This is a genomic window from Streptomyces sp. Y7 (genome assembly GCF_043195415.1).
GTDB lineage: Bacteria > Actinomycetota > Actinomycetes > Streptomycetales > Streptomycetaceae > Streptomyces.
Window position 1 is genome coordinate 1,014,745 of the sequence record NZ_JBIDDQ010000001.1, and the last position, 24,167, is coordinate 1,038,911.

The window sequence follows — 24,167 nt, forward strand, 5'->3', positions numbered from 1 at the left end:
CTAGGACCAGGTCGCCAGTGATGAGGCCGCGCAGGGATGCCTGTTCCTCCGTGGCAGATTCAGTACTACGCGCACGACGGCCGCGCAGTGGAGAGCTCAGACATCATCATGCAGTGGTTGCCCAGACAGATGGGCTCGGCGCGGCACCATGACTTTGTGTCAGAAGCGAGGTACGGGTTGGCCGGTGCTCTCGGCGGGGCGCTGCTTGGTGAGGCAGCCACAGTCAGCCCACCCATACTCACCGACCGACATGCCCGGCGCCAGGAGCAGTCGGCCCGGAACGACAGCCGGCCCGGGGCGCAGAAGAGTTCGAGCGGTTGATGGGCTGGCGCCAGGCCACGCGCAAGTTGACGATGCTGCTCGACAGAATCCGGGGCGGCGCGTCGACTGCGGGCGAGTGGACACCGCTGAACGGGAGCGCGAGTTGAACATGGGGCCGAGGGCCTGCCAGGCCGTGTCGTGGGAGAGCATCAGACCGGCCTCCCGGCTCCGCTCCTCGACCAGCCATGGCTTGGTCCGCCCCACGGCTCGCTCCGCCGCGCTGATCGATAAGCGCCTGAACGGCAGGATCGTGCTGCTGGCCGCATAGCCCAAACGCACGAGGTTGACCCAGCGGTCGGAGCGGCTCCCGCTCGATGCACCCGCGCCCCATCAGCATGGCTCGACAGGCCCGGTTTCCGAGTGGAGGTTTCCTTGCCACAGTCGAGATGCGCAGCGCTGCTCGCCCTCGCGTGCGCTGTCCTCACCGGCTGCAGCACCCCTGGCGAGCGTGAGACGGCGGCGTCGGCGGCCGCCGAGAACTTCGCGAACAGCGTTCGTCACTCCGATGGGGCGCGCGCCTGCGCGGCATTGGCCCCGGAAACGCGCCAGGAACTCGAGCAGTCCGCGAAGACCTCGTGCGCCAAGGCCATTCTCGACTCGCAGCTGCCGGGGGCGGGGGCACTGCAAAGTATTGAGGTGTATGGGCAGCAGGCCCGGGCTGTCCTCACTGCCGACACTCTGTTCCTGTCCTCCTTCCCCGCCGGTTGGAGGATCACCGCAGCCGGCTGTGTGCCGCGCCCTCATCAGCCCTACGCTTGCCAGGTCAAGGGCGGGTGACCGGACCGTGCGCGTCCTGTTCACTCTGCTGCTGCTGACGGTCGGAGCCGGCCTGGCGTATTTCACCGCCATTGGGCTGATGCAGCGATGAGCTCCCTGACCCAGTTCGTGAAGCACAACAGCCTCACCCTCGCCTTCGGTACCGGGTTCTTGCTCACTCTGACCGGGCAAGCCGTCTCCGGCCACGCAGACTTCAACAATCAACTCGTAGCCCAGGGACTGCATCCGCTGAGCTTCTGGCAATATCTTGCGACCTCCGACTTCGCCGTTGATGTCACCGAGAACTGGCAGTCGGAGTATCTGCAATTCTTCCTCTATATCTTCGGCACTGTATGGCTGCTTCAACGCGGCTCACCGGAATCGAAAGAACTCCACAAGGCCGGCGTGGAGAGCAACCACGAGCAAAGGGTCGGCGAACATGCCGGAACTCACTCGCCTCGGTGGGCCGCCGACAGGGGGTGGCGCCAGAAACTGTACTCACGCTCCCTGGGCACCGTTATGGCCGCAATCTTCGTGTGGTCCTGGCTTGCCCAGTCCATCAACGGTTCAGCCGCCTACAACGAGCAGCACCTACGTGATCTGCAGGCCCCCATCCCGTGGACGCAGTACCTCGGCTCCGCCGACTTCTGGAATCGCACCCTGCAGAACTGGCAGTCCGAACTCCTGGCAGTCGCATCGATGGCCATCCTCTCGGTGTACTTGCGCCAAAGAGGCTCCCCCGAATCCAAGCCAGTAGGCGCGGCCCATACCTCGACCGGCGTCGAGGGATAGACGTTCAGCCGACGGACCGTAGGTCTCCACGGCCGCCAAGGGGGAGGCGGATGCCGAGAGGGGCGACGCCGTCGAGAAAGTGGGCAGCGCACCGGGCCATTTGGCTGCGTCCGACGATGTGGACACAGATGAATTGCACGACTGGCTTGCCTCATGTGAGGTGTCCTCCACAGGCGGAGCAGAGCGCCTCGACGCGGACTACGGCGCCAGGCGCGCACCCCGTGCCTGGCCGTCGCTCCGCCATGCCGAGGGCGGTCCGAGCCAGATTGACCGCCGCGCGAACGGGTACTCCGACGATCTTGGGAGACCGGCCCCTGAGCCGGACCACTCGGAAGGAGAACCGTGCCTGGCGAAAAGGTGAAGAACGTCTTCGTGATCGGACTCGACGAGGCCAATCTGCCGACGCTGAAGCAGGTGCCGGGAGCACGTTCACTGCGCTTCCACCAGCTGCTGACGATCGAGGAGCTACAGCTCGGCGAGGTGGATCTGCCCGCCCTGATCGAGAAAGCGCAAGGCATGCTGGATGCCTTCGACGGCAGCATCGACGCAATCGTCGGCTATTGGGACTTCCCCGCCAGCACCCTCGTCCCGATACTCAGCGAACGCTACGGCACCCGCAGCACCAGCCTGGAGTCGGTGGTCAAGTGCGAGCACAAGTACTGGAGCCGGCTGGAGCAGCAGGAGGTCACCGACCGGCACCCACGCTTCGACAGGGTCGACCTGACAGCCGAGCCGCCACGCCCACCGGAGGATGTCGGGTTCCCGATGTGGGTCAAGCCAGCCCTGTCGTACTCCTCCGAACTCGCCTTCGGAGTCCGCGACGAGCAGGAGTTCCGCACGGCCGTCTCCGAGATCCGCGAGGGAATCGCCCGCATCGGCCGCCCCTTCGAGAACATCCTTGAACGCGTCGACCTGCCCCCACAGATGGATGGCGTCGGCGGCCGGGTCTGCCTCGCCGAGGAAGCATTGTCCGGCGTCCAGGTGGCCGTGGAGGGCTATGTCCACCAGGGCGAGGTCACGGTCTACGGGGTCCTGGACTCCATCAACTACCCGGACTCCCGCTCCTTCCTGCGCCACCAGTACCCCTCAATGCTGCCCCAGCCGGTCATCGCGCAGCTCCACGACGTCACCGAGCGCGTGATGCGGCGCATCGGCATGGACTCGGCCACCTTCAGCGTCGAATACTTCTACGACCCGCGGACGCGCCAGATCAACCTGCTGGAGATCAACCCCCGGCACTCCCAGTCGCACGCCGAGCTGTTTCAGTACGTCGACGGCGTGCCCAACCACCACTGCATGGTCAGCCTCGCGCTCGGCGAGGACCCGCGCATGCCGCACCGTGAGGGCCCGTACGCGATGGCTGCGAAGTGGTACCACCGCTGGTTCACCGACGGCGTGCTGTGCCACGTCCCCGGGCCCGAGGACATCGCCCGCATCGAGCGGGAGATACCGGGTGTACGGGTCGAGGTGATCCCCGAAAAGGGCAGCCGGCTCTCGGAGCTCCCCCAACAGGACAGCTACAGCTTCGAGTTGGCGCACATCTTCACGGGAGGGGCGAGCGAGGAGGAGCTGCGAGAGAAGTACGACCAATGCGTGGCGGCCCTGAGCCTCACCTTTGACGAAGTCCCGCGCGAGTAAGGAGGACGTCGGTCCGATGCACTATGTGACCAACCTGCCGTACGTGACCAAGGAAGAAGAACACGTCACGATTCCCATGTCCGACGGGGTCCGGCTCTCCGCGCACATCTGGCGTCCCACCTCCTCTGACCACGAGCCGGTGCCGGCGGTGCTGGAGTACATCCCGTACCGCAAGCGCGACCTGACGGCCGTACGGGACTCGATCCACCACCCCTACATCGCCGGACACGGCTATGCCTGCGTCCGCGTCGACCTGCGCGGCACCGGCGACTCGCAAGGCGTGCTGCGGGACGAGTACCTGGAACGCGAGCAGGCCGACGCCGAGGAGGTCCTGGCCTGGCTGGCGGAGCAGCCATGGTGCGACGGCGGCACGGGGATGATGGGCATCTCCTGGGGTGCGTTCGCGGCACTCCAGGTGGCAGCTCGCCGCCCACCCAGCCTGAAGGCCATCGTCATCGCGTCTTTCACCGACGACCGACACGCCGACGACATGCACTACATGGGCGGCGCCCTGCTGTCGGACAGCCTGGCCGAGGCGGGCACCATGTTCGCCTACGCCACCTGCCCGCCCGACCCCGCCGTCGTGGGCGACCACTGGCGCGAGATGTGGCACGAACGACTGGAGCACACCGAGCCCTGGGTCCTTCCGTGGCTGCGCCACCAGCGCCGCGACGACTACTGGCGCCACGCCTCGGTGTGCGAGGACTACAGCAGCGTACGCTGCCCGGTCCTGGCCTCCAGCGGATGGGCGGACGGCTACTCCAACGCCGTGACGAGGCTGCTCGGCCACCTGGACGTGCCACGCAAGGGTCTGATCGGTCCGTGGTCGCACAAGTTCCCCCACCTCGGGGAGCCCGGCCCCGCCATCGGCTACCTCCAGGAGGTCGTGCGGTGGTGGGACCACTGGCTCAAGGGCGTCGACAACGGCGTGATGGACGGTCCCATGCTGCGGGCGTGGATGCAGGACAGCGTGCCGCCCTCCACCTCCTACGAAGAGCGGCCGGGACGCTGGGTTGGGGAGCCCGAATGGCCCTCTCCCCACATCCGGCCGGTCGCGTATGCGCTCACCCGTCACACGATCGAACCTCCGCGGGACGCGGCGGACACAGCGGACCCGGTCCAGACGCACGACGGTGACACGATGACCGTGCAGTCACCGCTGTCCGTAGGCCAGTTCGCCGGCAAGTGGGCCTCCTACAACGCGCCTCCGGATTTGCCGTACGACCAGCGCGAGGAGGACGGCGGTTCACTCGTCTTCGACAGCGAGCCCTTGGCCGAACCGCTGGAGATACTCGGCTCGCCGAGCGTGGAGCTCGATCTGTCGGCCGATGAACCGGTCGCCATGGTGGCCGCGCGCCTGTCCGACGTCAGCCCGGACGGCGCCGCGACCCGTGTCTCGTACGGCCTGCTGAACCTCACCCGCCGAAACAGTCCAGAGGCTCCCGAGCCTCTGGAACCGGGACGGCGCTACCGCGCCACCATCCCATTGAACGGAGTGGCGCAGGCGTTCCCGCCGGGCCACCGCATCAGGCTCTCCCTCTCCACGTCCTACTGGCCACTCGCCTGGCCGCCGCCGAAGCCCGCACTGCTCAGCGTCCATGAGCGCTCCAGCACACTCACCCTGCCCGTGAGGCCGGTGGACGAACCCGACGAGGTGCCGTCGGCCCCCTTCGGCGAGCCCGAGGGCGCGCCACCGCTCGCCACCAGCCAGGTGACGCCGCCCGAGGAGCGCTGGGAGGTCAAGCGGGACCTGGTCGGCTATCACGCCGAGCTGGACATCGTGAAGGACCGGGGCACGGTCCGCTTCGAAGACATCGGGCTCGAGGCGGGCCGCCGTGCCCACGAGCGCTACACGACGGTTGCCGATGACTTCACCTCGGCCAACGGCTCGTCCACGTGGACCATGCGCTTCCGGCGCGACGACTGGGACGTACGCGTCGTAACGCGCACCCAGCTCAGCTGCAACGAAACGAGCTTCTTCGTGGACGCAAGCCTGGACGCGTACGAGGCCGACCGTCGGGTGTTCTCGCGCACCTGGAACGAGACCGTGCCGCGGGATTTGCTGTAGAACTCGGTGCAGTACGTTGCCGGTCTGCACTGTTGAACTACTTCAAGGTGCCCTGGCCCTAGCTGCCTCCGTCGCTGGAACCAGTCCGCGCCTTGCGGGGCAGGAGAGGGGCGGACCCTGGCCGTGGCCGCCACGGCCTCCGGTCCGACCACTACGCCGCCCCCATCGAAGTCATCTGCGGCGAGTAACGCCCCTGGGCGAAGCGATGATCAATATCTCCGACTCCAGGAGCTCGGTATGGCTGTGGCCAAGCGCATGGGCGCGACGATGTCCGAGACGGACGAGGAAGATCATCCTCTCGCCACGACCATGTGGCTTCGGGGCACCTATCCCCCGCAGATCGGCGCCTAACTCCTGGGTCGGGCGAAGCACCACAAGGCGATCACCGCAGTGGCAGACTCTCGGCACCGGGAGCGACCTTCTCACGATGGTGGCGGCCCGCTCCGGTGGTCGAGTCACCATAGTGGACATCACCTGCCGCGCGAGCGCCGCCACCTGATTGAGCGGTTCACTGAACGGCCTGGTCGCGGTGCGCTCCGGCGCGCTGCCGCCGACTGGGGGCCGCGGGGCGCGCGAGCACGACGCGGGTCGAGCAAGCATGTCCCGTCGCGAGCCCACCTCATGCTTTTGCCGCCGCATGGCCACGTGTCGTATTGAAAACTCAATAAGAGGGTAGTCCGAATATGTCCTGTTCTGGTGGGTAAAGGACCGACCCATGATGATGACCCACGCCTTCGAGCAAGGTGTTCTCGTCATCACAATGCACGAGGACCCCGGCATTGCCATGAGGGCCGCCCTGCTCGCTCAGATCAGCGATCTCGTCCAGGGGCACAAGCCTGCCTCCGTCGTGATCCTCCTCGACCAGCCCTCACCGACCCAGGCAGCGCTCAGCGTGGTCCTGCGAGCCCACCATCTGTGCAGCCACCTCGGCCTCGTGACGTTCGTGGCCACCCCTGATGCCCACGTTCGACGCCTCCTCGCGGTCGGCGCCGGCACAAGGGACATCGGACTGGTCATCCCCGCCCGCGCCGACACAGCGATCGCGACAGCCACAGCACGGACGACGGCAGCATGAGGACCACCGGTCGCCCTGGATACCCCGCAGCATCAGACTGGGCCGTCTTCAGCACCCAGACCTGCCGCGGCGCACCCACTCAGTACCTCGACGCCACGGAGCCGTACGACGAGATCCGCGTCCTCCTCGTCAACCATGGCACCGAGTCCATCGGTATCGCCGGGGCGGAGGGCGGGGAGCGTACGGCAGCGACCCGCGCCCTCAAGATCGCAGTCCTCACAGCCGTGGACGCCGCCGCGAATCCGCAGAGCTTTGCCACCGGGTCCGCTCGCGCCGGCCGATGCCACTCCCACTGGATGTCGAGGGGCCGCAGGGCCACCGCAGAGCAGCGGCCCCGAAGGAGAAAAGGTGACGAGCCATGACGGGGAACAGTCAGGAATATGATGCGACCCCCTTCCTCCCGGGACGGCGCGCGCGGCTGCCAGGGCTGCGTAAGGCGGCCGCGGACTGCCGGGGGTGCCCCCTGTACCAGGACGCGACCCAGACCGTGTTCGGCGAGGGCCACACGGACGCACGCGTCCTGCTCCTCGGTGAGCAGCCCGGCGACCAAGAGGACCGCCAGGGCAAACCGTTCGTCGGCCCTGCGGGCAGAGTACTGCGACGCGCCCTCGCGGACGCCGGCATCGAACCGGATGGGGCATACGTGACCAACGCGGTCAAGCACTTCAAGTTCACGATCCCCGAGGGCCGTAAACGCCGTATCCACAAGGCCCCGACCCTCCGCGAGATGACGGCCTGCCGGCCCTGGCTCATGGCCGAGCTGAGAGTCGTGGAACCAGACGTGGTCGTCGCGCTAGGCGGGACGGCGGGCAAGGCCTTGCTCGGCTCGGGATTCCGGGTGACGGAGCAGCGAGGCGCCCTGCTGCCCTGGCCCGGCCTCGGCGACGAAGACGATACGGGCGGTGCCAAAGGGATCAGCGGGCTGGTGGCAACGATCCATCCGTCCGCCGTGCTGCGCGCCGACGACTCCGACCGCACACGTGTCTACGACGGCCTTGTCGCCGATCTAGGCATCGTGGCCGACCTGCTGGGAGGCGGCGACAGGTCCGGCCGACAAGCCGAGAACGGCACCAGGAGTTAGACATGCCGGAGTTGCCCGATGTCGAGGGTTTCCGTGAGGTACTGGACGGATGTGGCAGCGGCCGGTGCGTCCAGCGGGTCGAGGTGCGCGACACGGGCGTACTGCGCGGAGTCAGCGCCCGACGCCTACGCGGGGAGGTGGAGGGGCAGCGCCTCGGTCGGCCATGGCGTCACGGGAAGTTGCTGGTCGTCCCATTCTCTGACGGGCCCGCTCTCGTCTGGCACTTCGGCATGACTGGCGAACTGATCTGCGCGGGAGCGGACGAACCGCCGGTCGCTCATGACCGGGTCGTCCTGACTCTCGATGACGAACGTCAACTGCGCTACCGCGACCAGCGCAAACTCCAGGGCATACGGCTGACCATGGATCAAAGCGCGCTGGCGCGACTGCTGGACCGGCTCGGTCCTGACGCCCTGGATATGACCCGCGAGGACTTCGTGGACCTTCTCGCCGAGCGACGGGGCGCGGTCAAGGGCGTGCTGATGGACCAGTCCCTCATCGCCGGTCTCGGCAACTTGCTCAGCGACGAGATCCTCTGGCGGGCCCGAGTGGTGCCCCGGCGACCGGCGAGGGCCCTTGACGACACAGAGGCACGTCATGTGTTCACGGCGATGCGCGGCGTGCTCGCCACTGCTATCCGCGCCGGGTGCGTACCGCCGAGGCGAAACTGGCTCACGGGTCATCGCGACGACCGCGAACCGGCCTGCCCCCGCTGCGGCCGAGGGCTGCGGGCACGCCGCGTTGCCGGCCGACGTACCGTCTGGTGCGAACACTGCCAGCACTGATCGCAGGGCCGCGCTCAGCCCGACGGCGCGCGGCGTCCTCGCCCACTCCACCGACCTGAAATGCCCAGTCGCCGGGGAAATCGGTCCCGCCGTCTCACCCATGGCCGTCGAGCCCGAGGTCTCGCCTCCAGCCCCACCTGCCCGAGGCAGCTCTGCGCCTTCTCCTCGGCACACTCGCCGCACCTGGGCGCGCTGTATGCCGCGCACACCCTCAGCTGACACGGAGCGGCGCCGGAGCATAGACGGAAGCTCAGCAGCCTCTCAGCCGTGGACAACGGGCAACCACCCTGACGATGACTTCGGCTCGGTCGCTCAGTATGGAGTCATCCAGACGCACCGGCTCCAGTCGGTGTCGGAAAACTGTGCGGACCGTTCCCCGGCACGAGAACTGACGCCGTCCTCTGCGATCTCATCGGCGAGCCCGGTGGCGGCCAGGAAGGCACGGATCTGCGATTGGGCGTGCACCGCGGCCGCCTGGTAATCGGGCATGCGGGCCACCGAGTCAGGAGCCAGCACACCGATATGCTCGACCACGTTCTAGACAGCCATTCCGACCCGCCTCCCAGTATTGGGTCCAGCATGCCGCCCGCCGCGGGGCGAGAGTGTTCGCGCAGTGCATGTGTCGGCGTCCCGTTTCCTGTCACCGTGCGCTTTCGGAGATCTCGGCGCAGGACGGAGGGCGAGACCCCGGCAAGTCCGGACGTCCCGGTCGGCAGGACGGTGATCGGCCGACCCGCCGGGCAGGGCTCAGGCCGGCCGATCTGCTCGTACTGCTGACCCCCGGCTACTAACCAGACGGCCCCAGGAAGTCTGCGACGGGCGGCTTGAGCGTGCCTGCGTCGTCCATGCCCTCGTCGGGGGCCCCGAGTAGGACCCACTCGGGGGAAGGAGCTTTCCTGCAACCTACAGGGCAATTGGGTCCGCCGTGGTGAGCTCTCCACGTAACGGGCCGTTGGCAACCGAATGAGGACCTGAGGTGCGCCTCCACGCGGAGCCGCATCCAACTCGACGGCCGCTCCTGGTCGGTGGGCTTCCGGAGACACCCGAAGGGCTCCCGCGAGTCACGTCCTCGCGGGAGCCCTTCGTCCCACCGCCTGCAATTGAAGGTTGAGAAGACGACCATGAGCAGCACATCTGGTGAGCGCCGGGCGCGAACCGCTCACCACTGCGGGTCTAGCGCTCCCTGAGGCATGGAACGCGGCCGCGGAAGCACCCGAGAAGGCATGGAGTGTGTGATTTACCGGGAACAGACGGGTGCGGGCGAGCGGATCGACTGCCGGCAGGCGGAGGGAGGGTCTCAGGCCGCCCTCGACAGTCTGGCGGGCCTGAAGCCGGACGAGTTCGCCTGGATCCGCATGGATGGGCCGCGCCAGGAGGAGCTGCAGCGGATGGGCGAATCTCTGAATCTCCACCCTCTGGCCATCGAGGACGCCGTCCAGGCTCACCAACGGCCAAAACAGGAACACTACGGCGACGTGCTCGCGGTCGCGCTGAAGACGCTGTGGTTCATCGAGCAGACCGCCGATGTGGAGACCGGCGAAGTGATGATCTTCCTGGGCCCGTCGTTCGTGCTGACCGTACGGCACGGCGCCACCGATCCCACCGTGGAGGCGGAGCGCCGGCTCGCGCAGCAGCCGGATATGGCACAGCTCGGGCCGGTCGCCGTCCTGCACGCGGTGACCGACGTGATCGTCGACGCATACGGCCAGGCCGCCGCCCAGGTGCGGACGGACCTGACGGAACTGGAGCGGCAGGTGTTCTCACCCGCCCGCGAAGACCTGACCGAGCGGATCTACTCGCTCAAACGCGAGGTGGTGGAGTTCCGTGACGCCATCCAGCCCCTGGTCCCGGTCCTGCAGCCCTTCACCACGGTCCGGCAGGACTGGCCGCGGCAGATCGTGCCGTACTTCCGCGACGTCGCCGACCACCTCACCCGCACCGACGCCGAAGTCCGAGCCTTGGACGACCTCCTCGGCTCCGCCCTGGACGCTCACCTTGCGAAGGTGGGCACCTGGCAGAACGACGACATGCGCCGCATCAGCGCCTGGGCAGCCATCCTCGCCATTCCCACCATGGTCGCCGGCATCTACGGCATGAACTTTGCCCACATGCCCGAACTCGACTGGCGCTACGGCTACCCGTGCGCACTAGCCGCGATGGCCCTCGGCGCGGGGCTGTTGTATCGGGCTTTCCGGCGCAACGGCTGGCTGTGAGAGCAAACCGGGCCGGGCCAACTGCCCGCTCCGCGCGGTGAAGGTGATCACTCAAGGCACGCGGGTGGTGACCACGTGGCGTTGTTGAGGGGGAGGCACTGGCGCGACGTCCAAGACGTCGCGGAATACTTCCTTGGCGTGCTCGGGGGGCTCGTCCTTTGCTCCGAAGCGCCTGAGTGACCGGATGCGTCGCGCCAAGAGCACCGGCCCTCGGCCGGCGGGACAGCGCCGGTTCTGTGTCGACTGCCCGATGAAGTTCGGACAGTGACATGCAGCGTTGGTGAGGACGGTTTTCTGAAGACTGTGTGTCAATGTCGCCGACCTAACTTGTGCCTGCTGACGGCTGGGGCAGGCTGGGGACATGGGTATGAGGCACAAGCACGGACAGAAGGCTGATCTGCGAGTGCGTGTGTCCAGCGCGAGGGCAAAGGACCGGGTGACAGTGCCGGTGGTGGGCGAGGTCGACTTCGCAACGCTGCCCCGGCTCAGGGCAGAGCTGGACACCGCCGTGACCAGTGGGGCCCCATATATCGAGGTCGACTTCCGCCGGGTTGAGTTCTGTGACTGCTCCGGCTTAACCGCCTTGCTGGATGCCCGTGCTCGCGCACTGCGGGCAGGGTCCTACTTTTGCGTGCGCGGTCCGGTTGCGCCCGTGGTCGCCCGGTTGTTCCAGCTCACGAAAACAGGACCGTCGCTGCTCAAGCACTCGGCCTGACGCAGGCAGCGGGCTGCCGGCCCTGAGCAATCAGACGGGTGGCCGCGACGCGCTCGCCGCGAGGGACATCCCCCGGTACAAGATCTACGCCGAAAGATAAGCACCCCACTACGGCTACGCCCGAAGTTCAAAGGTGCGCTCGCAACCCCCTTGAAGATCAAGGCGCCAGGCGTAAACGCCCGTGCTGGCCTGCTCCCAAGATGGTCCGTTCGTGTCGCCAAAGATCCGTGCAGCGCGTGGCGTCATCCCCGAGGTGGCTGCCCCGGAAGTCGGGGCAGGAGGATGACCAACCTGCCGAAGTTTCCGGCCGAACGGGGAGGACGGTTGCGGACTGGGCTCGGTTCGCCCAGCAGATGGCCTTGATGGCACGCGACCTGCTCGCACAGGAGTCCGTCGAGGCCATGCTGCAACGGATCACGGCATCGGTCACCGAGTTGGTCGAGGGCTGCGACGCGGCCGGTATCCTCGCGCTGCACGACACCAAGGTGCAGACCCTCGCCCCTACCCGGATCGCCTATCGGCCGCCTCCGACTGTCGCAACTCGCGAAGTCGCAGTGGTCCCATCTCAGTTCCCGTCTCGTCCATCGGGCTTCACGACCATTCAGAGGAGACCACGGTCCCGGTGGGACCATAGGCCGCGCCACCCGTGAACGCAGGTGCACGTCCCTGAACTCAGCCCACAGCCCCACCCCACAGTGGGAAAGCGTGTTGGGGGCCAGGGCGTGGACATACACCGTGGTTCAGCCAGTTCGTGCGAGCCGCCAGAACTGCCACGCGAACGTCCGCGTACGGGCCGGAAGGTGGGCGGTCGGTCTCGGCCCGCGAGAAAAGTGGTGCAGCGCCGGCAGATCGTTCCCTGGCCATCGACGAAGCCCGGCGTGGGCTAGGCCGCTTCGTTCGGATCAGCAGACGAATCCAAGAGCAGGTGACTGCCGAGGCCGGTCCGGTCCAGCCCGCTGCCACCGCTGCAGACTGGAGTGACCCTGGGCCGGTGGCTACTCCGCCGCCACGATGCGCTCCACTGCGGCCGTTACCAGTTGTTCACGCTCTGCCTCCGTGAAGACGTCCGGCAGGGTGAGCTGTTCGACGATCAGCCAGTTCAGCGTCAGCATGAGGAGCTTGACCGCCGTGGTGTCGCCGGGGAGGCCGGAAGTCTCGTGATAGGCGATATTGGCATCCACGTCGGCCCGGACTCGCTCCGTGAGGACCTTGCGCAATTCGGGGCGGCGAGTGGCTTCGAGGCGGAGTTCCAGCAGCGCGAGGTAACCGGTGCGGAAGGAGGCGACGCGGCCCACGAGTTCACGCATCAGCTCCACGTAGGTGGCCCGGTCGCGGCCGGCCGCCTGCTGGCGGGCAATCGTGGCCTCGTCAGGCTGGAGTCGCTCGTAGACCCGGGCGCCTGCCTGAGTGAACAGGTCGTCGCGGCTGGAGAAGTAGTTGGACGCCGTACCGGCGGGAACGGCCGCCTCAGCATCCACGGCCCGCAAAGTCAGGCCACGCGCGCCATCCCGGGCCAGCACCTCGATCGCCGCGTCGACGAGGGCCGCGCGCCGCCGGTCATTCCGTCTCACCATTGACACCACTCCAGATGCAGTACTACGTTCAAACCACTTCAACCAGAGTACTACGTGTGGGGGACCACTTTGCGGAAACTCGTGTACTACATCGGCGTCACGCTCGACGGCCGCATCGCCGGTCCCGGAGGCGAGTTCGACTTCTTTCCGCAGGGCGACGAGCAGCAAGCCGCCGCCTATTCGACTTGGATGAATGCGCTGTACCCGGAGACCATCCCGACCGCCTATCGCGCGGCCGTCGGCGTCGCCGACGCGCCCAACCGGCGTTTCGACACTGTCATCATGGGCCTCGGCACTTACCGCCCAGCCCTCGACAACGGAATCACCAGCCCGTACGTCCACCTGCGCCAGTACGTCGTATCCAGCACTCTCAAGCCGGACACCGACCCAGCCGTCACCGTCGTGCCGAGCGACCCGATTGCCCTCGTCCGCGAGCTCAAGGGAGAGGTGGGCACCGAACTGGACATCTGGCTCTGCGGGGGCGGCCGGCTCGCGGGCACCCTGCTGCCCGAGATTGACGAGCTGCTGATCAAGACGTATCCGGTCATTGCCGGCACCGGAGTCGCGGTAGTCGACGGCGTCTTCGACCCCACCGTCTTCGACGTCGCCGAGCGCACCGCCTTCCCCAACGGGGCCACCTTCACCCGCCTCACCCGCCGCTAGGGCCCTGTCCGGGCGATCACATGGGCGTTCGGGAGCTCGTCCGTCCTCGGGCACCCGTGGTCGACCAGGCGGAGCCACTTCCGCCTGCTGACGACATTGTCCGGGTACCCCCGTGGCCAAGAGCCGCTCGGCCCGTCTCGGGGGCAGCCTGTCCCACTCATGGGGTCTGCGTGATCAACGCGTCGGGTTGTCACGAAAGGAGGCCCGGTGCGGCCACTTAAAGGGCCCTCCAAGACGCTCAGGAACACCCACGAGGGTTTCCGTTGCCCCACCCGCCAACTGGGCAAGTGAGGCGGGTCGGTTGGCGGATCACCGGCGCCCTGTCGCGGAAGTGCGCCTCCGGGCCCAGATCCTCAGAGTGCCTCGATGGCTTCCAGGATGGGGGCTCGGGCCTCGGCTCCGTACACCGCGAGTTCCGTGAGCCGGGCGAATGCTCGGAGGTAGATGTCCAGCTCCCCCGGGGCGGTGACGGTCACCTTCGCGGCGAGCAGCTCCACGTGGATGCGGGAGTCGTCGAACACGGTGAACTGTTCCAGTGGCCACATGACTCCTTCACGTGCGGCTGCGGTCGGAATGATGCCGATCGACATAGAGGGCAAGGTCATCGCAGCGAGGAGGTTGCCGAGTTGGCCGGCCATCACGTCCTGGTCGCCGATTCGCTGGTTGAGGACATCGATCAGGGTGGCGAATCGGTGGTCGCCTTGACGGCGAGTGGATCAGTAAGGAACTCTGCGACGATCCCGACTTGATCCGCCAGCATGCCGCGGCGTTCGAGCGAGTCTGGGAGCGGGCCATCCCGCACGACCGGTACGAGGTCAAGTAGCCGGCCATGTCCGCGGTCGTGGTGGCGGTTCGACGAAGCTGTAGGGCGGCAACGGGCCGTTGACCTCGATGTTCAGGTGCGGATGATCTCCCCGCACCTGGTCGACCGCAGCCAGGAACGGATCAATGTGGTCGCGGTCCACCAGGAAGGACAGGTTCGCCAACCAGCCGGTGCCCTGCTGTCCGACGCTGACGGCCTCGGCGGCCGGTTGCAGTTCCTGCTGCAGCAGGGCCGCGTCGCGCCTCTCCTGGGCCTGCACGGCTGTGGCGATCATTTCTCCGAGCTCCAGCTTCACCTGCTGACTGCCGCCTCCCGCTTGGCGGGTCTCCTTGACCAGAGCGTGGATGGCTTCGTTCTGTGCCAGGACCAGGTGCAGGGCGGCCTCTTCGTGGTGGCTGGCCTTGACGTTGTACTCGACCGTGCCCGCAAGGTCCCGCAGCCGTTGCACGTAGTGGGCGGCACGCTCGGCCAGGGCAGCCGTCACCGCAGAGTCGTCCGGGGCAAGGCTGCCGAAACGCATCGGCAGCACGGGGCCGCTAATGCCGGCCTGGGTGAGAACGTGCTGGTGGGCCAGCAGGTCACGCCGTTTGGGGCGCAGATCCTCGGGCGCGTCGCTGACGACGGCAGCCAGGTCGCCCTCCCGCAGGACGCGCACAGGGTGTGGCGGGTCGCCGATGCCGTCGGCCTGCTCCGGAAGTGAAGGGTTCGCGGCTTCGGCGATGCCGTAGACATAGACACTCATCGCTCATCCTTCCGGCGCCGGCGGGGCCGTGCCGCCTCTTCGGGTTCCCGGTCCCGGTCCTCGCCACGGGCCTGCCGGGAGGCGTCCGATATGGTCTCGGCCGCTCCGGACAGGGCACCCTTTGTCTTGGCTTCGCCGCCGGATTGCGCGAGTTGGCCGCCGACCACCTCTGGGAGCCCGGCCGGCTTGCGCGACCCGGCTTCCAGATCCAAGCGGTTGCACGCCTCGGCAAAGCGCAGGTAGGTGTCCACGCTCGCCACCACCACCCGCACATCGATCTTCAGGATCTCGATACCGACCAAGGAGACCCGGATGAACGCGTCGATCACCAAGCCCCGGTCAAGCACCAACTCCAACACGTCGTAGAGTCCGCTGGAGCCACCGCCCCCACCGCCTTGCGTAGTCACAGTCATATTGACCAGCTCCTTGGGTCCCGCGGCTGACATGCGTTTTCGGTACGGCAGCCAGCTCGGCACCGGCTCCCACCGCAGTACGCCGAACACGCACGAGTAACCGCGCCCTGCTGAGCCAAACGACGTACATGTCGATGCCGGAGGTTTGTGAGCGGGGCCGCCCCCACCGCCCGGCCGGTGCTGTCGCTCGGCTACGAGCCTCTCGCGCCAGGTGACCACCGCCGCAGGCTTAGACCCGCTGGCCCGTGATGAGTTTTGGCCGGTACAGCGCCGCTGCACGGGATGAGATTGCCCAGCGTCGGCTCGTTCGCTTCGTAGCGCCGACGGACGGATCGTCCCGAGCTGGGCGAAACAATGTGGTGAGGGATTTGTGAACGCGGCCACCGGGGGTACACGGCGGCGCATGAAGCTGCTGCATATGCCCGGACGGAAAGAGCACGACAGCACCGACGAGGCCCCGCAGCGTGAGGTCCCGTCGCCCGAGGAGGTGGGACCCGGACCCGCGGTGGAGCGCCAGGCACCGGACGCCCCGACGAAGCTCCCGAAGACGGCTTGGAAGGCGGTACTGAAAGGAAGTCTGCGAGAGTTCAAAGACGATGAGTTGACCGACCGGGCCGCCGCGCTGACCTACTACGGCATCTTGTCGCTCTTCCCGGCCTTGCTGGTCCTGGTGTCGATACTCGGCCTGACCGGCAAGTCCGCCACGGACACGGTGCTCAACAATCTCCAGCAGTTCACTCCCGGCGCCGCCCGCGACATCATCACGGGAGCCGTGCAACAGCTGCAGAACAACGCCGGCGTCGGCTCAATCATGGCGATCGTCGGCGTGCTCCTGGCAGTGTGGTCGGCATCCGGGTACGTGGCCGCCTTCATCCGCGCGGCCAACCGGGTCTATGACATTCCAGAGGGCCGCCCGGTGTGGAAGATCCTGCCGGTGCGCGTCGGAGTGACGGTCGTGCTCATGGTGATGGCCGTGGCCAGCGCCCTGATCGTGGTTTTCACCGGCGCCCTTGCCCGGCAGGCGGGCAAGACGCTCGGCATCGGGGACACCGCCCTGACGGTGTGGTCCATCGCCAAGTGGCCCGTGCTGGTGGCACTGGTCACGATCATGATCGCGATCCTGTACTGGGCCACCCCGAACGCCAGGGTGAAGGGGTTCCGGTGGATCACGCCGGGCAGCTTCCTCGCCTTGCTGATCTGGATGGTCGCCTCCGCCGGGTTCGCCGTCTACGTGGCGAACTTCGCCTCCTACAACAAGACCTACGGCACCATGGCCGGTGTCATCGTCTTCCTGCTTTGGCTGTGGATCAGCAATCTCGCGATCCTCTTGGGCCTGGAATTCGACGCGGAGACCGTCCGGCAACGGGCGATCGCCGGCGGCCTGCCGCCCGAGAAAGAGCCCTACACGCAGCCGCGCGACACCCGGAAGTGGGACGAGGAGGACCTGCGCCGCCTGGACGAAACCTGACCGTCGGCCAGGCGATCTGGTCCTGATCGCAACTGGCTCATCGCGGAGCGCTTTGAGGAGAACCGCAGTTCATGAGGCTACTGACGGGATTGCAGGATGCCGACCGGGCGCTGACCAAGGGTGCAGCGTCCCGCATACCGACGGGCCTGGGCAAGGCGCTGTCGATGGTGGAGGAAGCGGCGGAGAGCACCAAGCTGTGGTGCGGTGCTGGCGCCGCAATGGCCTGGCTGGGCGGGTGGCGCGGCCGTAAGGCGGCGGCCGCAGGCCTGGGTGCACTGGTGATGGCGCAGCTGGCGTCGAACGGCCTGGCCAAGCAGCTCACCGACCGCCCCAGACCGCCCGAGGAGTGGATCCCGCACGACGAGACCGCCGACCGCCCCGACTCTTCGTCATTCCCCTCCGGACACACCACGGCCGCGGTCGCCTTCACCGCCGCTGTCACGACCGCATGGCCGGCCGTAGGCGCCCTGTGCGCAATACCGACCGCCGTGGTGGCCGTCGAGAGGGTGCAGTCGGGAGCCCACTACCCCAGCGACGTCGCCGCCGGCGTCGTGATCGGGTTGGCCAGCGCCTGGCTCACCCGACATGTCCCGGGCCTGCTTTTGCGCCGATGGCCGTAGCCCGAAGCGTGCCTGCTGTCGCTATGCGGGACTGGCGCGGCCGGTCAGGGACCGTACCGCTCGAACGCCATAAGGAGTGATTTACGAAATCTGGCCCCATGTCTCCTGAAGCGGGTCGGGTACTCGCGCGCGGTAGGCCGGACCGGCCGGCCAAGAAATGAATGGGACGGGAGGTGAGCGCCGTGACGGGCACACAGCCGTATGCGTCCGGGCCTGATCACAATCCGCGTCACTCCGGCCAGGAGCCGGTGAGTGAGCTGGTACAGCAGGCCTCGCAGCAGCTGGCCGAGCTGGTGCGCGGTGAACTGCGCCTGGCGCAGGCGGAGATGAAGGACAAGGGCAAGCGCTACGGCAAGGGTGGAGGGCTGTTCGGCGGCGCAGGTGTGGTCGGCTTCCTGATGCTGCAGGCAATGGTGGCAACCGTCATCGCGGCGCTGGCCGTACCGCTGCCTGTCTGGGCTGCGGCGCTGATCGTGACCGCCGCGCTGGGTGTAATCGCCGCGGTGATGGCCCTGAGTGGAAAGAAGCAGGTCAGCCAGGCAGCTCCGCCAGCACCCGAGCAGACCGTCCAGAACGTCAAGGCCGACGTGGCCGAGATCAAGGAGAGCGCACGCCGATGACCCAGCCCGAACCCGACCCCACCACGGCCAGCCCCGAGGAACTGCGCGAGCAGGTCGAGCAGACCCGCGCCGAACGCGGCGAAACCGTCCAGGCGCTCACCGCCAAGACCGACCTCAAAAGCCGGGCCCAGGAAAAGGCCACCGCGGCCAGGGAACAAGCCACGGTCAAGGCCGGCGAACTGAAGGCCGAGGCCGCCGATCTGACACATCAAGCCCGCGACAAAATGCCCGCCCCGGTCAAGGACAAGGCCAACCAGGCCGCCGAACAGGCAGGCCTGAAGACAGCGCAGGCCGGCCAGCTGTGGCAGGACAAGGCCCCCGAACCGGTACGTCAGAAAACCGCCCAGGGCGCCCGGACGGCACGCGAGAACCGCACACTGCTGCTGGCGACCACAGGCGCGGCCACACTGATGTGGCTTGCCTGCCGCCGCCGGAAGGGGTGAAAGGAATGAAAGCATCCAAGATCGCCTACAAGCCGCTCGGCCTAGCCCTCGGCGCCGTCAGCGGCGTGATCGCCGGCGCCATGTTCAAGCAGGCGTGGAAGATGCTCGGCCACGACGAGGACGCGCCTGACGCCACCGATGAGGAGCGCACCTGGCCCGAAGTGGTGCTTGCCGCGACCTTGCAGGGCGCGATCTTCGCCGCGGTCAAGGCAGCAGTCGATCGGAGCGGAGCCACCGCAACCCGCCGTCTGACCGGCACTTGGCCAGGCTGACCTGCACCTGTGGTGCGTCGACAGGACCCGGCCCCTGAGAACGGTCGTTCAGACCCACGCCACCTCGTAGAGGTTGGCCAAGCGGTCTCGAGGCCGAATCACCACCCTCCAGCCGGAGCCCTCGCACCATCCGCGCTCTCGAAGACATGACATACACGCTCTGCGTGATGACTGGAGTTCGTGCCGCCGACCAGGCTCTGCTCGCGGCGGATGCACTGCTGCAGCGGTATCGCGCGAATGGGCAGAGCGCCACGCACGAGCAAGAGACACTGGTCGCGTAGGCCAACTCATGCCCGCAGGCTTCGTAGGAGGGCCCGAACCCAGACGTTACGACGGCCTGCCACCGTGCGGGCTTCTGTCGTTCCCGGCACCGTTTCGTGTCACAGGAAAGTCACTCAGCCTCCACATGCGGCGACTGTGGGGGCCTGGCATCAGGCCGAGTGAAGCACCCGAGCCGCTCGGCTGGCTGAAGGGGGCAGTGTGTCTACTCCCTCTCGAGAAGACACCGATCTGGTCATCGATGCCCTGCGGTACGAGTCACTGCCACGAGGCGCGAATGTCTTCTAGGGGCTGCCGCCCTCCTGCGCCCTGCGGGGCTCCTCCTGGTCTTGCACTCGCAGCCGCCCCGACCGGACGCTGGAGGACCTGAACGAGGGCGGGCTTGACGGCGTCAGTGGCCCGCCTTCAGGAGATTTCTGCGGCCCGTGCTGGGATCCCGGGAGGTCTGGTTTCGGGAGTGCGGCTTGCTTTCCGCCGTGGACCAGAGGGAAGAGCTGGTCGTCGTGCGGGCTTCGATGCCGGGCTGAAGACCCTCGCTCCACCCCCGGGGCATCGACGAGTAGCCCGATCGTCCGGTGCGGTCGGGTGAACCCCGGCGCGGCCCCTCAGGTTAGTGCCTCCCGTTGAGGGAACTGTGGGAGCCATGCATGCTCTGGTGATCAACTGCACTCTCAAGCCCTCACCGCAGACATCCAATACCGAGGCCCTTGCCGGCGCTGTCATCACGGCGTTGCAGGGCTACGGCGTGGAGGTCGACATCGTGCGGGCCGTCGACCTGAACCTCAAACCCGGCGTGGAGACCGACATGGGTGAGGGCGACGACTGGCCCGCCGTACACGACAAGCTGCTGGCTTCGCAGATCCTGGTCATCGCTTCACCCACCTGGCTCGGCCGGCCTTCCTCGGTCGCCCAGCGTGTCCTGGAGCGCATGGACGCCATGCTGAGCGAGACCGACGACGACAACCGCCCCGTCGCCTACAACCGCGTGGCAGGCGTCCTGGTCACCGGCAACGAGGACGGTGCCCATCACGTCATCAGCGAGATCAGCGGAGCGCTCGGCGACATCGGCTACACGATCCCCGGCCAGGCGTGGACTTACTGGCATCTCGGTCCAGGGCCCGGCCCGGACTACCTCGACGACGACCGCGGCCACGACTGGTCCCTCTCCACCGGCCGCGCGATGGCCTCCAACCTCGTCCACACCGCCCAGGCCCTCACCACCAGTCCACTGCCCGCACCGCCCTCCTGAACCCTCGACAGTGCGCACTTGACCGAGGCGGGCAGCCGCCTCGATGAGCCGGAACCCGACGGGCCGAGCGCTAGTGAACACGCTGGAGGAACTGCGGCTGAGAGCGGTCCAGGACGGGCCGTTCACCGGCTGACGTGCAGCGGCAGGACCGACGGGTCGGACGACATTTTCGGGGAACTCGGGGCCCGTGCCTGCGGACCAGCGGTCCGATCAGTCAAGCCACTGAGGGCATGCAAAGTCCTGCGGCCCAGGCCAATGTGAGGAGGGCAGCATGCCTGCCGGATCGAGTTCCAAGCGGGAACGTCAGTACGAACACGTGAAGAGCAGTGCCCGGGACCGTGGTGAGTCGCCGAAGCGGGCCAAGGAGATCGCCGCGCGGACGGTCAACAAGGAGCGGGCGAGGTCGGGTGAGTCGAATACGAGCAGCAAGACCTCGACGCGTGATCCGAAATCGGCGTCCCAGCGCGGCGGGCAGCGGTCGCACAGCGGCGCGCAGGGGCCGACGAAAGATCAGCTGTACGCGGAGGCGAAGAAGCGCAACATCGAGGGCCGCTCCTCGATGACGAAGAAGCAACTGCAGAACGCCCTCGGCCGTTGAGGCTGATGCCGATGCGGCCCGAGGTGGACAGGATCGCGGCGCCCTGGGGTGATCGCACGCCGTACGGCCGCGGTGCGGTATGGCCGGTGCGGGTCGACTCGTACCTCGAACCCGGCGTCACGGCCGACATGGTCGAGCGATGGGTCCCGACGGCGTCGCTGCTGCACTCCAACGGGGACGCGATGGACGTCGCGGTCGCCGGCGGGCGCATCGTCGGGGTCCGCGGGCGGCCCGATGACCGGGTGAACCACGGCCGACTGGGTCCGAAGGATCTGTTCGGATGGCAGGCCAACCACGCCACCGACCGGCTGACCACTCCCCTGGTCCGGAAGGACGGGCATCTGGTCCCGTGCGGCTGGGACACCGCCATGGACCGGATCGCCGACCGGACCCGGGAGCTGATGGACGACAGCGGCCCCGGATCCATCGGCTTCTACACCAGCGGCCAGCTCTTCCTGGAGGACTACTACACCCTGTCGGTGATCGCCCGCGCCGGCATCGGCACCAACCACCTCGACGGCAACACGCGGCTGTGCACCGCCACCGCCGCCGAGTCCCTGAAGGAGACCTTTGGCTGCGACGGCCAGCCCGCCTCCTTCACGGACGTCGACCACGCCGACGTCATCTCCCTGTTCGGGCACAACATGGCCGAGACCCAGCCGGTGCTGTGGATGCGTGTCCTGGACCGGCTGGAAGGTCCCGATCCGCCGCGCCTGGTGTGCGTCGATCCGCGCCCCACCCCGGTAGCCCGCCGTGCGACCGTCCACCTCGCCCCTCGCGCGGGCACCAATGTCGCCCTGCTGAACGCACTGCTGCACGAGATCATCCGCACCGATCGGATCGACCGCACCTTCATCGAGGCGCACACGGTGGGTTTCGATGAACTCGCCGAGCAGGTCTCCGACTGCACGCCTGCCTGGGCCGCCGGCATCTGCGACGTACCTGCCGGGAAGATCACCGGGGCCGCGGAGATCCTGGGCGATGCCGAGCGGCTGCTGTCCACCGTCCTCCAGGGCGTCTACCAGTCCCACCAGGCCACAGCAGCGGCCTGTCAGGTCAACAACCTGCAGCTGATCCGCGGCATGCTCGGCCGGCCGGGCTGCGGCGTCCTGCAGATGAACGGCCAGCCCACAGCCGAGAACACCCGGGAGTGCGGCGCCGACGGCGATCTGCCGGGCTTCCGCAATTGGGAGAACGACGCCCACGTCAAGGAACTGGCGAGGATCTGGAACGTCGATCCTTCCCGCATCCCGCACTACGCTCCTCCCACCCCGGCCATGCAGATCTTCCGCTACGCCGAGCAGGGCTCGGTCCGGATGCTGTGGATCTCCGGCACCAACCCACTGGTCTCTCTCCCCGACCTCCATCGGATCCGGGAGATCCTCGGCCAGGAGCAGCTCTTCACCGTCGTACAGGATCTGTACGTGACTGAGACCGCCCAGCTGGCCGATGTCGTCCTGCCGGCGGCGACCTGGGCGGAGAAGACCGGCACCTTCACCAACGCCGACCGGACGGTCCATCTGTCCGAGAAGGCCGTCGATCCACCGGGCGAGGCCCGGCCGGACCTGGACATCCTGCTGGACTTCGCCCGCCGGATGGATTTCCGTGACAGGGACGGCCGTCCGCTCGTGGCCTGGCACGACGCCGAGTCCGCCTTCGAGGCGTGGAAGGAGTGCAGCCGCGGCCGGCCGTGCGACTACACCGGGCTCACCTACGAGCGGCTGCGCAGCGCCGGCGGTATCCAGTGGCCCTGCACCGGGCAGTCGCCGGACGGCACCGAGCGGCTGTACGCCGACGGCATCCGGTGGGCCGCTCCCGACGACTGCGAGACGTACGGCCGTGACCTGGTGACCGGCGCGTCCGTCTCCGAGACCGAGTACCGCGCGCTCAACTCCGGCGGCAAGGCCGTACTGAAGGCCGCCGAGTACGTGCCTCCCTCTGAGACGACCGACGAGAACTACCCCCTCCAACTGACCACGGGTCGGACCCTGTACCACTTCCACACCCGCACCAAGACGGGCCGCACCCCACAGCTGAACCGCGCGGCCCCCGAGGTCTGGGTGGAGCTGTCCGCCGCGGAGGCGCTGCGGCACGGTGTGGCAGAGGGTGATCTGGTCGATGTCACGAGCTCTCGTGGCTCGGTGCGCGGGCGGCTGCGGATCACCGGCATCCGTGACGGACTGGTGTTCCTGCCGTTCCACTACGGCTACTGGGACACTCCCGCAGGCCACCGCCCCGGCGCACACGGCGGCCGCGCCGCGAACGAGACGACGATCACCGACTGGGACCCCGTCTCCAAGCAACCGTTGTTCAAGACCGCCGTGGCCCGCCTGACCCTGGTCGAGCGCGGCGACGGCACCGACTGCACAGCCCCGACCACGACCGCGTCGGCCCCGGTGGACCCACGGCACGCCTCACCCACAGCGGGCGGGCCGGCAGCCACGGCCGGCCAGAGCGGAGACCCGCAGTGAACGGCATCCCGATCGTCCTGCGTGCCCTGCACGACGGCGAACGCGAGCTGGAGCGGCAGCTCCTCGCCGCAGCCGACCGTCATCGCGCCGAGCCCGAGTTTCGCCATGTCGCCAAGGACGTCGCCCGCTGGTCCCACGAGCACGCCGAACGCATCACCCGCGCCGCCGCATCGCACGACCTGCGTCTGCCCAGCTCCATGAACCATCCGGAGCCCGGCCGGCTGCCGACCGTGCGCGAGGCCCTGGGCCGGTCCGTCGGCCGGCAGCCCGCTCCCGGTCTCCTCCTGCTGCGCGATCTGCGCGACCTTCACCTCACGGCCACCGAGAACTCCCTGAGCTGGGAGATGCTCGCCCAGGTCGCACAGGCCGCCAAGGACACCCGCCTTCTCGACCTTGCTGCCGACTGCCATCCCCAGACCCTGCGCCAGCTCCGCTGGACCAACACCATGATCAAAACCCTGTCGCCCCAGCTGCTCACCAGCCTGTGA

24 protein-coding genes and 2 pseudogenes are annotated in these 24,167 nt (G+C 67.8%); 21 read left to right on the forward strand and 5 right to left on the reverse strand.

What is annotated here, in order from left to right; all coding sequences use genetic code 11:
- Nucleotides 1-1,185 precede the first annotated feature (1,185 nt).
- The 6 genes from ACGFW6_RS04315 (at nucleotide 1,186) to ACGFW6_RS04340 (ending at nucleotide 8,516) form a co-directional block, all read left to right on the forward strand.
- The gene (locus tag ACGFW6_RS04315) at nucleotides 1,186-1,869 is read left to right on the forward strand and encodes a DUF6766 family protein (RefSeq protein ID WP_393504487.1); all 684 of its coding nucleotides are present in this window, start codon (nucleotides 1,186-1,188) and stop codon (nucleotides 1,867-1,869) included.
- A gap of 342 nt (nucleotides 1,870-2,211) precedes the next feature.
- Entirely contained in the window at nucleotides 2,212-3,507 is a 1,296-nt protein-coding gene (locus ACGFW6_RS04320) for an acetyl-CoA carboxylase biotin carboxylase subunit family protein (protein WP_393504489.1), read from the forward strand.
- Nucleotides 3,508-3,523: 16 nt separating this feature from the next.
- Nucleotides 3,524-5,575, forward strand: a complete 2,052-nt coding sequence (locus tag ACGFW6_RS04325; protein WP_393504491.1) for a CocE/NonD family hydrolase — start codon at nucleotides 3,524-3,526, stop codon at nucleotides 5,573-5,575.
- A gap of 715 nt (nucleotides 5,576-6,290) precedes the next feature.
- Nucleotides 6,291-6,650: a hypothetical protein gene (locus tag ACGFW6_RS04330; RefSeq protein ID WP_393504493.1), complete on the forward strand. Its 360-nt coding sequence runs from the start codon at nucleotides 6,291-6,293 to the stop codon at nucleotides 6,648-6,650.
- A 358-nt stretch (nucleotides 6,651-7,008) separates the two neighbouring features.
- Nucleotides 7,009-7,731, forward strand: a complete 723-nt coding sequence (locus tag ACGFW6_RS04335; RefSeq protein ID WP_393504495.1) for a UdgX family uracil-DNA binding protein — start codon at nucleotides 7,009-7,011, stop codon at nucleotides 7,729-7,731.
- Nucleotides 7,732-7,733: 2 nt separating this feature from the next.
- Nucleotides 7,734-8,516, forward strand: coding sequence for an Fpg/Nei family DNA glycosylase (locus tag ACGFW6_RS04340; RefSeq protein ID WP_393504497.1), 783 nt, complete (start codon nucleotides 7,734-7,736; stop codon nucleotides 8,514-8,516).
- Nucleotides 8,517-8,828: 312 nt separating this feature from the next.
- Here ACGFW6_RS04340 and ACGFW6_RS04345 read toward each other — a convergent pair whose 3' ends face one another.
- Nucleotides 8,829-9,050, reverse strand: a complete 222-nt coding sequence (locus ACGFW6_RS04345; protein ID WP_393504499.1) for a hypothetical protein — start codon at nucleotides 9,048-9,050, stop codon at nucleotides 8,829-8,831.
- 656 nt (nucleotides 9,051-9,706) lie between these two features.
- On the opposite strand from ACGFW6_RS04345, the gene ACGFW6_RS04350 reads away from it, so the two are divergent.
- From ACGFW6_RS04350 to ACGFW6_RS04360, 3 genes and pseudogenes are all read left to right on the forward strand, one after another.
- Nucleotides 9,707-10,729 carry a magnesium and cobalt transport protein CorA gene (locus ACGFW6_RS04350; protein ID WP_393504501.1) on the forward strand — a complete coding sequence of 341 codons (1,023 nt, stop codon included), beginning with the start codon at nucleotides 9,707-9,709 and terminating at the stop codon, nucleotides 10,727-10,729.
- A 367-nt stretch (nucleotides 10,730-11,096) separates the two neighbouring features.
- The gene (locus tag ACGFW6_RS04355; RefSeq protein WP_393504503.1) at nucleotides 11,097-11,444 is read left to right on the forward strand and encodes an STAS domain-containing protein; all 348 of its coding nucleotides are present in this window, start codon (nucleotides 11,097-11,099) and stop codon (nucleotides 11,442-11,444) included.
- 353 nt (nucleotides 11,445-11,797) lie between these two features.
- Nucleotides 11,798-11,950 (forward strand): annotated as a pseudogene (locus ACGFW6_RS04360) (antitermination regulator); the annotation flags it as partial.
- A gap of 489 nt (nucleotides 11,951-12,439) precedes the next feature.
- Here ACGFW6_RS04360 and ACGFW6_RS04365 read toward each other — a convergent pair.
- Nucleotides 12,440-13,018, reverse strand: a complete 579-nt coding sequence (locus ACGFW6_RS04365) for a TetR/AcrR family transcriptional regulator (RefSeq protein WP_393505085.1) — start codon at nucleotides 13,016-13,018, stop codon at nucleotides 12,440-12,442.
- A gap of 69 nt (nucleotides 13,019-13,087) precedes the next feature.
- On the opposite strand from ACGFW6_RS04365, the gene ACGFW6_RS04370 reads away from it, so the two are divergent.
- Nucleotides 13,088-13,681, forward strand: a complete 594-nt coding sequence (locus tag ACGFW6_RS04370; RefSeq protein ID WP_393504505.1) for a dihydrofolate reductase family protein — start codon at nucleotides 13,088-13,090, stop codon at nucleotides 13,679-13,681.
- Between the two features lie 353 nt (nucleotides 13,682-14,034).
- Here ACGFW6_RS04370 and ACGFW6_RS04375 read toward each other — a convergent pair whose 3' ends face one another.
- Entirely contained in the window at nucleotides 14,035-14,361 is a 327-nt protein-coding gene (locus ACGFW6_RS04375) for a Scr1 family TA system antitoxin-like transcriptional regulator (RefSeq protein WP_393505087.1), read from the reverse strand.
- A 65-nt stretch (nucleotides 14,362-14,426) separates the two neighbouring features.
- On the opposite strand from ACGFW6_RS04375, the gene ACGFW6_RS04380 reads away from it, so the two are divergent.
- The gene (locus ACGFW6_RS04380) at nucleotides 14,427-14,504 is read left to right on the forward strand and encodes a hypothetical protein (protein ID WP_393505089.1); all 78 of its coding nucleotides are present in this window, start codon (nucleotides 14,427-14,429) and stop codon (nucleotides 14,502-14,504) included.
- Here the strand turns inward: ACGFW6_RS04380 and ACGFW6_RS04385 are convergent.
- Entirely contained in the window at nucleotides 14,497-15,246 is a 750-nt protein-coding gene (locus ACGFW6_RS04385; RefSeq protein ID WP_393504507.1) for a GvpL/GvpF family gas vesicle protein, read from the reverse strand. The genes ACGFW6_RS04380 and ACGFW6_RS04385 overlap by 8 nt on opposite strands.
- On the reverse strand, nucleotides 15,243-15,659 hold the full coding sequence (gene gvpJ, locus ACGFW6_RS04390; protein ID WP_393504509.1) for a gas vesicle protein GvpJ: 417 nt from the start codon (nucleotides 15,657-15,659) through the stop codon (nucleotides 15,243-15,245). Before gvpJ ends, ACGFW6_RS04385 begins: the two co-directional genes overlap by 4 nt.
- Nucleotides 15,660-16,062: 403 nt before the next feature.
- On the opposite strand from gvpJ, the gene ACGFW6_RS04395 reads away from it, so the two are divergent.
- The 10 genes and pseudogenes from ACGFW6_RS04395 to ACGFW6_RS04440 all read left to right on the forward strand — a co-directional run bounded on the left by ACGFW6_RS04395 (nucleotide 16,063) and on the right by ACGFW6_RS04440 (nucleotide 24,167).
- Nucleotides 16,063-17,127, forward strand: a complete 1,065-nt coding sequence (locus ACGFW6_RS04395) for a YihY/virulence factor BrkB family protein (RefSeq protein WP_393505091.1) — start codon at nucleotides 16,063-16,065, stop codon at nucleotides 17,125-17,127.
- Nucleotides 17,128-17,198: 71 nt separating this feature from the next.
- The gene (locus ACGFW6_RS04400) at nucleotides 17,199-17,747 is read left to right on the forward strand and encodes a phosphatase PAP2 family protein (protein WP_393504511.1); all 549 of its coding nucleotides are present in this window, start codon (nucleotides 17,199-17,201) and stop codon (nucleotides 17,745-17,747) included.
- Nucleotides 17,748-17,995: 248 nt separating this feature from the next.
- Complete coding sequence (locus ACGFW6_RS04405) at nucleotides 17,996-18,367, forward strand: phage holin family protein (protein ID WP_393504513.1); 372 nt, start codon at nucleotides 17,996-17,998, stop codon at nucleotides 18,365-18,367.
- The gene (locus ACGFW6_RS04410; RefSeq protein ID WP_393504515.1) at nucleotides 18,364-18,810 is read left to right on the forward strand and encodes a DUF3618 domain-containing protein; all 447 of its coding nucleotides are present in this window, start codon (nucleotides 18,364-18,366) and stop codon (nucleotides 18,808-18,810) included. The genes ACGFW6_RS04405 and ACGFW6_RS04410 overlap by 4 nt, the downstream gene beginning before the upstream one ends.
- Nucleotides 18,811-18,815: 5 nt before the next feature.
- Nucleotides 18,816-19,082, forward strand: coding sequence for a DUF4235 domain-containing protein (locus ACGFW6_RS04415; protein ID WP_126897560.1), 267 nt, complete (start codon nucleotides 18,816-18,818; stop codon nucleotides 19,080-19,082).
- 122 nt (nucleotides 19,083-19,204) lie between these two features.
- A pseudogene (locus tag ACGFW6_RS04420) lies at nucleotides 19,205-19,363 on the forward strand (DUF5133 domain-containing protein); the annotation flags it as partial.
- 641 nt (nucleotides 19,364-20,004) lie between these two features.
- A complete protein-coding gene (locus tag ACGFW6_RS04425; protein WP_393504517.1) occupies nucleotides 20,005-20,610 on the forward strand; it encodes a flavodoxin family protein in 606 nt (201 codons plus the stop codon).
- A gap of 271 nt (nucleotides 20,611-20,881) precedes the next feature.
- The gene (locus ACGFW6_RS04430) at nucleotides 20,882-21,208 is read left to right on the forward strand and encodes a plasmid stabilization protein (protein ID WP_393504519.1); all 327 of its coding nucleotides are present in this window, start codon (nucleotides 20,882-20,884) and stop codon (nucleotides 21,206-21,208) included.
- A gap of 11 nt (nucleotides 21,209-21,219) precedes the next feature.
- Nucleotides 21,220-23,679: a molybdopterin oxidoreductase family protein gene (locus ACGFW6_RS04435; protein ID WP_393504521.1), complete on the forward strand. Its 2,460-nt coding sequence runs from the start codon at nucleotides 21,220-21,222 to the stop codon at nucleotides 23,677-23,679.
- Complete coding sequence (locus ACGFW6_RS04440) at nucleotides 23,676-24,167, forward strand: hypothetical protein (RefSeq protein WP_393504523.1); 492 nt, start codon at nucleotides 23,676-23,678, stop codon at nucleotides 24,165-24,167. Before ACGFW6_RS04435 ends, ACGFW6_RS04440 begins: the two co-directional genes overlap by 4 nt.